General features: G+C 72.1%; 12 protein-coding genes and 1 riboswitch. Of the genes, 6 read left to right on the top strand and 6 right to left on the bottom strand.

Annotated features, from left to right (window positions below):
* The 4 genes from ACWGI8_RS30650 to thiO all read right to left on the bottom strand — a co-directional run.
* On the bottom strand, positions 1-916 hold a 916-nt coding region (locus ACWGI8_RS30650), incomplete at its 3' end, for a protein kinase domain-containing protein (RefSeq protein WP_453665824.1).
* Positions 917-1,006: 90 nt separating this feature from the next.
* The gene (locus ACWGI8_RS30645; RefSeq protein WP_453665823.1) at positions 1,007-1,801 is read right to left on the bottom strand and encodes a thiazole synthase; all 795 of its coding nucleotides are present in this window, start codon (positions 1,799-1,801) and stop codon (positions 1,007-1,009) included.
* Between the two features lie 6 nt (positions 1,802-1,807).
* Entirely contained in the window at positions 1,808-2,023 is a 216-nt protein-coding gene (gene thiS, locus ACWGI8_RS30640) for a sulfur carrier protein ThiS (RefSeq protein ID WP_453665821.1), read from the bottom strand.
* Complete coding sequence (thiO, locus tag ACWGI8_RS30635) at positions 2,020-3,183, bottom strand: glycine oxidase ThiO (RefSeq protein WP_453665819.1); 1,164 nt, start codon at positions 3,181-3,183, stop codon at positions 2,020-2,022. The genes thiS and thiO overlap by 4 nt, the downstream gene beginning before the upstream one ends.
* Positions 3,181-3,294, bottom strand: a riboswitch (TPP riboswitch). (Overlaps the previous gene by 3 nt.)
* A 52-nt stretch (positions 3,295-3,346) precedes the next feature.
* Here thiO and ACWGI8_RS30630 point away from each other — a divergent pair.
* From ACWGI8_RS30630 to ACWGI8_RS30605, 6 genes are all read left to right on the top strand, one after another.
* Positions 3,347-3,688: a hypothetical protein gene (locus tag ACWGI8_RS30630; protein ID WP_453665818.1), complete on the top strand. Its 342-nt coding sequence runs from the start codon at positions 3,347-3,349 to the stop codon at positions 3,686-3,688.
* A 28-nt stretch (positions 3,689-3,716) separates the two neighbouring features.
* On the top strand, positions 3,717-4,955 hold the full coding sequence (locus ACWGI8_RS30625) for an NAD(P)/FAD-dependent oxidoreductase (RefSeq protein ID WP_453665817.1): 1,239 nt from the start codon (positions 3,717-3,719) through the stop codon (positions 4,953-4,955).
* Positions 4,956-4,998: 43 nt separating this feature from the next.
* Positions 4,999-5,364, top strand: a complete 366-nt coding sequence (locus ACWGI8_RS30620) for an Rv2175c family DNA-binding protein (RefSeq protein WP_453665815.1) — start codon at positions 4,999-5,001, stop codon at positions 5,362-5,364.
* Between the two features lie 107 nt (positions 5,365-5,471).
* Positions 5,472-6,122, top strand: a complete 651-nt coding sequence (gene thiE, locus ACWGI8_RS30615; protein WP_453665813.1) for a thiamine phosphate synthase — start codon at positions 5,472-5,474, stop codon at positions 6,120-6,122.
* 76 nt (positions 6,123-6,198) lie between these two features.
* Positions 6,199-7,116, top strand: a complete 918-nt coding sequence (gene metF, locus ACWGI8_RS30610) for a methylenetetrahydrofolate reductase [NAD(P)H] (protein WP_453665812.1) — start codon at positions 6,199-6,201, stop codon at positions 7,114-7,116.
* A gap of 51 nt (positions 7,117-7,167) precedes the next feature.
* Positions 7,168-8,070: a hypothetical protein gene (locus ACWGI8_RS30605; protein WP_453665811.1), complete on the top strand. Its 903-nt coding sequence runs from the start codon at positions 7,168-7,170 to the stop codon at positions 8,068-8,070.
* 33 nt (positions 8,071-8,103) lie between these two features.
* Here ACWGI8_RS30605 and ACWGI8_RS30600 read toward each other — a convergent pair whose 3' ends face one another.
* Entirely contained in the window at positions 8,104-9,618 is a 1,515-nt protein-coding gene (locus tag ACWGI8_RS30600; protein ID WP_453665810.1) for a phytoene desaturase family protein, read from the bottom strand.
* A 30-nt stretch (positions 9,619-9,648) separates the two neighbouring features.
* On the bottom strand, positions 9,649-10,266 hold the full coding sequence (locus tag ACWGI8_RS30595; RefSeq protein WP_453665808.1) for a DUF4126 domain-containing protein: 618 nt from the start codon (positions 10,264-10,266) through the stop codon (positions 9,649-9,651).
* Positions 10,267-10,547 lie beyond the last annotated feature (281 nt).

Raw genomic sequence — 10,547 nt, 5'->3', positions numbered from 1 at the left:
GGTCGTCGGCGCCGGCGGTACCGTCGGCGCCCACGGTCCGCGCCTGCGGCGGTACGGCGTCGAGCTGGTCGTCGCCGAGCGCGGCACGGGCCGCGCGGGTCTGCGCGAGCAGCGCCACGGCGTCGTACGGGCGTGCCTCGGGATTGCGGGCCGTGGCGCTCGCCACGAGCTCGTCCAGCTCCGGGGCCAGCCCGGGGACGACGGCGGACGGGGCCGGCACGTCCTCGTTGAGGTGCTGGAAGAGGACCTGGGCAGGGGTGTCACCGGAATGCGGCTTGCCGCCGGTCAGCATCTCGTACAGCACGACACCGCAGGCGTACACGTCGGCGCGGGTGTCGGCGGTGCCGGACTCGATCTGCTCCGGTGCGAGGTAGGACACGGTGCCCAGCACGGACCCCGAGGTGTTCGTCTCCGAGCCGACGGCCCTGACCAGGCCGAAGTCGGCGACCTTCACCCGGCCGTCGTCGCCTATCAGCACGTTCTCCGGCTTGACGTCCCGGTGCACGAAGCCGCCCCGGTGCGCCGCCCCGAGCGCGGCCAGCACCGGCTCCATGATGTCCAGCGCCGCCCGCGGCTGGAGCGCTCCGCGCTCGCGGAGTACGTCACGCAGGGTGCACCCGGCGACGTACTCCATCGCGAGATAGACGTACGCGCCCTGCGCACCCTGGTCGAACACCCCCACCACATTCGGGTGGGACAGCCGGGCCACGGACTTCGCCTCCCGGATGAAGCGCTCCACGAACGAGGCGTCCGTAGCGAGCGCCGGGTGCATCACTTTGAGGGCGAGCACCCGGTCGAGCCGGGTGTCCACGGCCCGGTAGACCGTGGCCATCCCGCCGACGGCGATGCGCGCGTCGACGCGGTAGCGGCCATCGAGCAGCTGCCCGACGAGGGGGTCCTGAAGGGTCGTATCCACGTCGCTGAGTCTACGAGCCGAGCGCACCCGCTCCGCCCCCTCGGGTCGCGCCCGGCCCCTTCCTGCAGCACACCTGTGACCGTGGGGCGATCAGAACGCCGGGCGTTCCGGGTCCAGCGCCGCACGGCCCTCCACCGGGGACGAGGCCTCGGCGAAGTGGCGGCGGGGGATGCGGCCCGCGAGGTGGGCCAGCCGCCCCGCCTCGACCGCGTGGCGCATGGCCTCGGCCATCAGGACGGGCTCCTGCGCACGGGTGACGGCTGAGGCGAGCATCACCGCCGCGCAGCCCAGCTCCATCGCCAGGGCCGCGTCCGACGCGGTGCCCACGCCCGCGTCCATGATCACCGGTACCCGTGCCTGCTCGGCGATCAGCTGGAAGTTGTGCGGGTTGCGGATGCCGAGACCGGAGCCGATCGGTGAGCCGAGCGGCATGATCGCGGCGCACCCGACGTCCTCCAGCTTCCGTGCGAGGACCGGGTCGTCGTTCGTGTACGGCAGCACGGTGAAACCGTCGTCGACGAGCACCTCCGCCGCGTCCAGCAGCTCGATCGGGTCGGGCAGCAGCGTGCGCTCGTCCGCGACCACCTCCAGCTTGATCCAGCCGGTCCCGAGGGCCTCGCGCGCGAGCCGCGCGGTCAGTACGGCCTCGCCCGCGGTGAAGCAGCCCGCCGTGTTCGGCAGGACCTGGATGCCGAGCCGGTCGAGCACGGACAGCACGGATCCCTGCACGGTCGGATCGAGACGCCGCATCGCCACGGTCGTCAGTTCCGTACCGCTCGCGATCAGTGAGCGTTCCAGTACGTCGAGGCTGGGCGCCCCGCCCGTTCCCATGATCAGACGGGACGAGAACTCCACTCCGCCCAGCACAAAACGGTCATCGGCCATGACTGATCAGCCTCCCTGGACCGCGGTGAGGACCTCGACCCGGTCGCCGTCGCCCAGCAGCGTCCCGGACCACTCGCCGCGCGGGACGACCATCTCGTTCACGGCGGCGGCAACCCCGGACGGGGCGGCGGTGAGCGCGGCGACCAGCGTGTCGAGCGTCGTGCCGGCCGCGACGTCGCGCGGCTCTCCGTTCACGGACACGGTGTTCACGGACGTGGTCATACGGACGACTCCTGACGAACGGGAGAGAAACGGCGTGGGGTGAAGGGGCGTGCCTCCTCCGGGAGTTCACCCGTGACCAGGGCGTGCGCCATGGCATCGCCGGTCACCGGGGTGAGGAGGACACCGTTGCGGTAGTGCCCGGTCGCCAGCAGCAGACCGGGCAGCTCCGTCGGGCCGAGCAGCGGCGCGTTGTCCGGCGAACCGGGCCGCAGTCCCGCGCGGGTCTCCGTGAGCGGCAGCTCGGTGATGCCCGGGACCAGCTCATGGGCATCGCGCAGCAGCTCGTACACGCCGCCGGCCGTCACCGTCGTGTCCCAGCCCAGCTCCTCGCTCGTCGCACCCACGACCAGCTCACCGTTCTCGCGCGGCACGAGATAGACATGGCTGCCGCGCACCACGGCCCGTACGGTGCGCGACAGGAAGGGGGCGTACGGCCCCGGCACCGTCAGCCGCAGCACCTGCCCCTTCACCGGCCGTACCGGAGGCAGAAGCTCCGCCGGTACGCCGTCCAGCCTGCCGCTCAGACTGCCCGCGGCCAGCACGACCTGGTCGGCGGCGACCTCCCCGCCCCCGTCGAGGACGGCTCCGGCGGCCCGGTCCCGTACCACCGACAGCCGCTCCGCCCAGCGCCGGTGGAAGATCACCCCGGCCCGCTCGCACGCCACGACCAGTGCCTTGGCGAGGCGTCGCGGATCGATCTGGTGGTCGCCGTCCACCCGCAGGCCGCCGCGCACACCCGGCGCCAGCATCGGCTCCAGCCGCCGGCACTCGCGTCCGGTCAGCCACTCCGACTCCAGGCCGGACCTGCGCTGCAGCGCGTGCAGTTCCCGCAGATGGGCGCGGTCGTCCGCGTCGAGGGCGACGGCGAGCGTCCCGCAGGAGCGGTATCCGGTGCCCTGTCCGCTCGCCTCCTCCAGTTCCGCGACGAAGTCCGGATAGCGCCGCGCGGAGGCGAGATTGAGACCGAGCAGGGTCTCCTCGCCGTAGTGGAGCTCCGTGACGGCGGCCAGCATGCCCGCCGCGACCTGCGCGGCCCCGCCGCCGGGCTCGGGGTCGGCGAGTGCGGTGCGCAGCCCCCGCCGCGCTGCCCGCCAGGCCGTGACCAGGCCGATGATTCCGCCCCCGATGACGAGCACATCCGCAGAATTCCGTGAACGCATGGGCGTCCAGACCCTCCCTTCGCCGGCATGACCCGGATCAGGTTCGTACGGTCGGAGGCCGCCTCAGCCTCCCTCTCAGCCCGGTGCGTCCGGGCTCCCGCGAGTAGCAGTACGGTGGCCAGCCTAACCCCCGTCCCCAACTCGCAGTAAGGGAGCCCGCGCTGTGCCCCGCTCGCTCGACGGACTTGTTCTCTCCCCGGTCGCCGACCAGGCCCCGGGTCAGGTCGGTACGCGGACCCGGTTCACGTACCACGAGGAGGACGGCCGGATCTGGGCCGATTACGCGGGCGGCGACGTAGTCCGCGGCCATCTCGTCGGCACCCGCGAGGGCGACCGGCTGGACTTCCGCTACGTACAGCTGAAGCAGGACGGAACGACATCTTCCGGGCACTGTGTCTCCATGGTCACCGAGTTGCCCGACGGGCGGGTGCGGCTGGACGAGACCTGGGAATGGGAGTCCCGGAAAGGCAGTGGCACGAGTGTGGTGGAGCAGCTCCCTTCCTGACGGACCGTCAGATGGTTAGGGTGGCCGGGTGAGCGAGCAGACAACGCAGAGCCGCCGGGTCGTCATCGTCGGGGCCGGCATGGCCGGCGTACAGACCGCCGTGGCCCTGCGTGAACAAGGTTTCACCGGCGCAGTCACCCTGATCGGCGCCGAGCCGCACCAGCCGTACGACCGGCCCCCGCTGTCGAAGGCCGTGCTGCTCGGCAAGGCGGAGGGCTCCGCCCTCGACGTCGACTTCGAGGCGCTCTCGGTCGACCTCCAGCTGGGCCGCGAGGTCAGCGGTCTGCGCCCCGGGGCACATGAGCTGGACACCCCGGCCGGGCCCGTCCCGTACGACGTCCTCGTCATCGCCACCGGCGCCGAGCCCATCACCCTGCCCGGCACCGAAGGCGTCCCCGGCGTCCATCTGCTGCGCACCCTGGACGACGCGGAACGGCTGCGTCCGGTGCTGGAGCGGCAGCACGACATCGTGGTCGTCGGCGCCGGCTGGATCGGCGCCGAGTTCACCACCGCCGCCCGCGAGGCGGGCTGCGCCGTCACCGTCGTCGAAGCCGCCGACCGCCCGCTGCCGGGCGCCCTGCCCGCCGAGGTGGCCGCGCCGATGGCCGACTGGTACGCGCAGAGCGGCGCGGAACTGCTCACGGACGCGCGTGTCGCGGCCGTCGAGCCGGGAATCGTCGTTCTCGCCGACGGCCGCAGGCTGCCGGCGGACGCCGTCGTCGTCGGCATCGGCGCACGGCCCGCCACCGGCTGGCTCGCGGACTCCGGCATCGCTCTCGGCGCGGACGGCTCGATCACCGCGGACGAGCGGCTGCGCACCTCCCTGCCCGACGTGTACGCCGTCGGGGACTGCGCCTCCTTCCCGTCCGGGCGCTACGGCGAGCGACTGCTCGTCCACCACTGGGACAACGCCCTCCAGGGGCCGCGTACGGTCGCCGCCAACGTCATCGGCAACGTCATCGGCAGTGACACGGGCGAGCGGCCGCAGACCTATGACCCGGTGCCGTACTTCTGGTCCGAGCAGTTCGGCCGCTTCGTGCAGTACGCGGGGCACCACGCGGGCGCCGGGACACTCGTATGGCGGGGCGACCCGGCCGAAGCCTCCTGGTCGGTCCTGTGGCTGCGGGACGGGGTCCTGGTCGCCGTGCTCGCGGTCGGCAGGCCCCGTGATCTGGCCCAGGGACGCAGGCTCATCGAGGCCGGAGCCCGGCTCGACCCGGAGCGCGCCGCCGACGCTTCCGTCCCCCTGAAGGCGGCGGCTCGCTGAGGCTCGGCTACCGACTGTCAGTCCGGGATGGCACGCTTGTCCCGTGACCGAGATTGACGCAAAGATCGATGCCCTCGTCCCCGCCTGGCTCCACCTGCCGGACATCGCGGAAAAGCTGGATGTCGAGGTGACGCGTGTGCGGCAGCTGGTCAAGGAGGGCCAGCTGATCGCCGTGCGCCGAGGGGAGAACCGGACCCTTCAGGTTCCGGCCGCCTTCATCAAGGGCGACAAGGTGGTCAAGGGCCTCTCCGGGACCCTGACGCTCCTGAGGGACGACGGCTTCACCGACGAAGAGATGCTGGAGTGGCTCTTCACGCCCGATCCGACCCTGCCGGGCACTCCCGCTGAGGCACTCAGCGAGAATCGCGGCACGGAGGTGAAGCGCCGGGCTCAGGCGCTCGCCGTCTGACGCCGTTCTGAAGACACCACTGGACGCGGTGTACGGACCGGGCGGCGGGCACCTTTCCGCCGCCCGGTCCGCACACCGCCCAACCGGCCCAAACGGGGGAGCACCTCATGTCCACGGTTCGCGCACTGCTGTCCGACGCCCGGCTCTATCTGTGCACGGACGCACGGAAGCGCCAGGGCGATCTCCCGGAGTTCCTGGACGCCGTCCTGTCCTCCGGAGTGGACATCGTGCAGCTGCGCGACAAGGGCATGGAGGCGGGCGAGGAGCTGGAGCACCTCGCCGTCCTCGCCGACGCCTGCCGTCGCCACGGAAAGCTCCTCGCGGTGAACGACCGGGCCGATGTCGCCCACGCCATCGGCTCCGACGTGCTGCATCTGGGCCAGGGCGACCTGCCCGTGCCGGCCGCCCGGGCGATCCTCGGTGACGAGGTGCTCATCGGCCGCTCCACGCACGCCCGCGAGGAGGTCGACGCGGCGGCTGCCGAGCCCGGCGTCGACTACTTCTGCACCGGGCCGTGCTGGCCCACCCCCACCAAGCCCGGCCGCCACGCCCCTGGCCTGGACCTCGTGCGGTACGCCGCCTCGCTGCGCCAGGACCGTCCCTGGTTCGCGATCGGCGGGATCGACGCGGGCAATCTCGACGAGGTGCTGGACGCGGGCGCGCGCCGCGTCGTGGTCGTACGGGCGATCACGGAGGCCGACGACCCGGGCGCGGCCGCGGCCGGTCTCACGAAGCGGATACGGGCCTACGGCCAGTAGGCCGATTCATGAGCGATCGGTGTCCGAAAGGTGGACTCCGGTTGGGTGACCGGCATGCCCTGGTTAACCTGCGAGTATGGCCCTTGGCACAGCTTCCACCAGGACAGATCGCGCACGCACGGTGCGCGAGCTGCTCGCCACCGACAAAACGTCGTATTCGTTCGAGTTCTGGGCGCCCAAGACGGAGAAGGGCGAACGGAACCTCTGGAACGCGCTGCGCCGGGTCGAGGCGGTGCAGCCGAACTTCGTCTCGGTGACCTACGGGGCCGGCGGCTCCACCCGTGCCGGTACGGTCAAGGCCACCCAGCAGATCGCCGCCGACACCACTCTGACGCCGGTCGCGCATCTCACCGCGGTCGACCACTCCGTCGCCCAGCTGCGCAACATGATCGGCCAGTACGCCGACGCCGGGATCAGGAACATCCTCGCGGTCCGCGGCGACCCGCCCGGCGACCCGATGGGCGAGTGGGTCAAGCACCCGGAGGGCGTCCGGTACGCCGCCGACCTGGTCCGGCTGATCAAGGAGTCGGGTGACTTCTGCGTCGGCGTCGCGGCCTTCCCCGAGATGCACCCGCGTTCCACCGACTGGGATACGGACATCCAGTACTTCGTGGACAAATGCCGGGCCGGTGCCGATTATGCGATCACTCAGATGTTCTTCCATGCGGAGGACTATCTGCGGCTCCGTGACCGGGTCGCCGAAGCCGGCTGCGAAACCCCGATCATCCCCGAGATCATGCCCGTCACCAGCGTGAAGCAGATCGAAAGGTTCGCGCAGCTCAGCAACGCGTCGTTCCCGTCCGCCCTCGAACAACGGATCCGCGCCGTCAAGGACGATCCCGCCGCTGTACGCTCCATTGGGATCGAGTTCGCAACGGAGTTCTGCGCGCGGCTGCTCTCCGAGGGTGTCCCGGGGCTGCACTTCATTACGCTCAACAACTCCACCGCAACGCTCGAAATCTACGAGAATCTCGGACTGCACCAGCAGTCGTGACCGGCCGTACCCGCCGCACCCCCTGGCGGAGGCCGCAGGAGAGGGGCGGGCATGGGCTGGACGGTGCTCTACATCGCGTTCGGCATTGTCGCGCTGTGGCTGCTCGGTGAAGTGCTGCTGCAGTACAAGGCGCGGCTGCGCTGGCGGCTTGTCGCGTTCACCGGATTCCTGGGTGTGGTCATCGGCGTCCTGATGCCGAACGTGATCGTGATCGGGGTCGGCGCATGCGCCTTCGCGATCGGCCAGACGTACGTCACGCTGTCCTTCCGGCGCGGCTTCTCCACCGGCTGGGCACTCGGCGGCAGCCCGGGCTCCAGCCGGCGCCGCAAGTCCGGCGACGGCGGCGCCATGCGCGAGCCCACGCTCGAGGTGACCGACCTCGCCTATGAGCCGGCCGACTTCGCGGACCCGGCCGGCCGGCCAGGCCCCGACGGAGCCGAGCCCACGGCCGCGGAGACGACGGCCGTCTACGAGCCCCAGCCCCTGCCGGAAGACACCGGGCAGTACGGCATCTACACCGATTCGGCGTACGCCGCGAGCCAGGGACACAGCCAGAGCGAGACCTTCTACGGGAGCGGCGGCTACTCCTCGGGCTACCCGGACAGCCACTCCCAGAGCAGCTACGAACAGCCGGTCGGCGCCCACGACGCCTACGCCGGGCCCTACGACTACGGCACCGGGCAGCAGCAGTACGCCGCGTACTCCGATCCGTACATCGGCACCCAGGGCTACGGCTCGTACGACAGCTACGGCGGCCAGCAGCAGTACGCCGACCCGTACGCCGCCCAGCCGGGCTACAGCGAGACGCCCCCGGGCGGTGTGTGGGTGCCCCAGCAGCGCGACGGCGAGCAGATCCCCCCGGTCCCGCCGATGCCACCGGAGCAGCCCTCGCCGTACGGATACGGCCAGCCGGGCTACGAGACCGACTACAACGGCCAGCCGTACCGCTACTGACCGCCCCCGCGGGACCTGCCCTTCCGGGCGCGGTCACTGCGAGCCGCGGAAGCCCTCGCCCTCGGTGATCAGCCCCGCGACCAGCGCGCCCGACATGCCCGCGTGGGCCAGCCCGCCGCCCGGGTGGGACCAGCCGCCCGCGAAGTACAGCCCGGGCACGGGCGAGGTGTTGGCCGCGGGCAGCAGCTCCCCGCGCGCACCCGCCAACGCCGGGCCGGGCACCTGGTAGGCGCCCGTCTCGCGGAAGGTGTCCGCGGGAGTGCGCACCTCGCGCCAGAGCAGCCGCTCCCGCAGCCCGGGGACAGCGGCCTGTGCGGCCTGCACCATCCGGTCCGCGAACGCCTCCACGTCCATGTCCCACGCTCCCCACAGGTTCTCCGACGACCAGGCACCACCGGCCGGGACGGTCGCGGTCACCGTGACCGCCTCGTGCCCGTCGTCGGGGAGCAGTCGCTCGTCGCCGGGCCGCAGCACCACCACCGTCGGCCGCTCGCACAGCCGTTGTCCCGCGCCGAGCGACTCCAGCTCGTCCGCCCGGTCGGCCGAGTGCACCACCGTCCGATGGGCCGCGTCCGCCTCCCGGGCGCCGCGCAGCGCCAGACAGACGGTGACCCGTCCGGTCCGTATCGCCGTCTGGTGGCGCGGCCAGTCGTCCTGGTGCTCCCACTCCAGGACCTGGTCCCGGTACAGCGCGGGCACCGGCGCGCCCGTGACCACCTGGTCGGCCTCGACGGCCCGGCCGTCCGCCAGCTCGACGCCGACCGCCCGGCCGTCCTTGATCCGTACGCCCGTCACCCCGGCACCGAAGACGAACTCGACCTTCCGCTCGCGGCACCGCTCGTGGACGGCGTCCGCCAGCGCCCGCATCCCGCCCCGGACGTACCAGCTTCCGAACGTCTGCTCCATGTACGGCAGGACGGCGGCGGAGGCGGGCGCGGTGGCCGGATCGAAGCCGTACGCCAGGGCGTGGCTCTCCAGCAGCGCTGCCAGCCGTGTGTCGCGCAGCTCCCGCCTGCCCACCTCGGCGAGAGTGCGCGCCGGGCGCCGCAGCAGCCCGCCCTTCAGCGCCGGGTAGGGGTCCCGGGCGAAAGGCGACGGGTCCGCGGGCAGCGGCTCCTCCAGCAGCGGCCGGCGCGAACGGTCCCAGGCATCCCGGGCGCGGCCCAGGAACTCGCCCCACCGCTCACCCGCACCCGCCCCGAGTGCCGCGTCCAGCGCCGAGACGATGCCCGCCCGCGAGGCGTTCGGCAGCGCCACGTCCGTACCGTCCGCGAAGACATGGCGGCTCGCCGGGTCGACCTGGACCAGCTCGACGCAGCCCTCCAGCGGCTCCTTGCCGGTCTTGACGAACAAGTCCCGCCAGACGGCGGGCAGATGCAGCAGCCCCGGACCGGTGTCGAAGGCGAAGCCGTCGCGCTCGAACCGGCCCACCGAGCCGCCGTGGGTCTCCGCGCGCTCGTACACCGTCACCCGGTGGCCTGCCACCGCCAGCCGGGCAGCCGCCGCCATGGCGCCCATCCCGGCGCCGATCACCGCAATCCGTGCCATGTCAGGGACTTTATCGGCCGCCACCGACAGTCACGGTGGCGGTGGCCCCTGCAGGCCCGCCGCCACGCGTCTCTCCTCGCGCCGCTGCGCCCTGCGGCGCAGGAAGCGGCGGATCCGCGAGGCGAGGAAGACCAGTGTCACGATGCCCAGCGCCAGCAGCGTGGCGGCGATGATCGCCGCCGGCAGCGGATGGAAGATCGCGAACGTGATGATCCCGGCGACGCCGAGATCCTCGGCCGTGCTCATGGCGATATTGCTGAACGGCTCGGGGGAGGTGTTGATCGCCATCCTGGTGCCTGCCTTCACCAGATGGCTCATCAGGGCCGTGGTGCCGCCCACCGCACCGGCCGCGAGCTCAGGAAGCGACCCGCTCTCGCCGGCCAGCAGCGCCGCCACGACCGCACCCGCCACCGGCCGGATCACCGTATGGACGGAGTCCCAGGCCGAGTCGACGTACGGGATCTTGTCCGCCACCGCCTCGCACAGGAACAACACCCCGGCGGCGATCAGGACATCGGTGCGCTGCAGCGACGCGGGCACCTCGTCGGTGAGCCCGGTCGCGCCGAAGACGCCCAGGAGCAGGACCACCGCGTAGGCGTTGATCCCGCTGGCCCAGCCGCTCGTGAAGACGAGGGGGAGTACGGACACGGACGCGATCGTAACCAGCCCGCCCGCCGCGCGGGTGGGGATCAGTACGGGGGTCTGAGTATCCGTACCTAGTCCGGGAGATGAGTAGGTACGCGGATGGGCTCCCACCTGCGCGGACGGAAGAGTGGACACCACGGAAGGGGCGCGGCGCCGGTACCGCCGGCACGGGGCGGCGGAACGGCGCGGCGCACCTGACCGAACGGGGGTTGCCCGGACCGAGAGCACAACAGGGCAACGGGGAATCGGGGGATTCGGGGAAACGGGGGATACGGGGAAACGGG

This window comes from Streptomyces sp. NPDC054841, from assembly GCF_053611045.1.
Note: the sequence above shows the minus strand (reverse complement) of the source record. Positions and strands in the feature narration are given on the sequence as shown.

Bases quoted from the DNA above. Each gene is read 5' to 3' on its own strand.
- ACWGI8_RS30600 (WP_453665810.1), bottom strand. From the start codon at position 9,618: ATGGCACGGATTGCGGTGATCGGCGCCGGGATGGGCGCCATGGCGGCG.
- thiE (WP_453665813.1), top strand. From the start codon at position 5,472: ATGTCCACGGTTCGCGCACTGCTGTCCGACGCCCGGCTCTATCTGTGC.
- metF (WP_453665812.1), top strand. From the start codon at position 6,199: ATGGCCCTTGGCACAGCTTCCACCAGGACAGATCGCGCACGCACGGTG.
- thiO (WP_453665819.1), bottom strand. From the start codon at position 3,183: ATGCGTTCACGGAATTCTGCGGATGTGCTCGTCATCGGGGGCGGAATC.
- ACWGI8_RS30645 (WP_453665823.1), bottom strand. From the start codon at position 1,801: ATGGCCGATGACCGTTTTGTGCTGGGCGGAGTGGAGTTCTCGTCCCGT.
- thiS (WP_453665821.1), bottom strand. From the start codon at position 2,023: ATGACCACGTCCGTGAACACCGTGTCCGTGAACGGAGAGCCGCGCGAC.
- ACWGI8_RS30605 (WP_453665811.1), top strand. From the start codon at position 7,168: ATGGGCTGGACGGTGCTCTACATCGCGTTCGGCATTGTCGCGCTGTGG.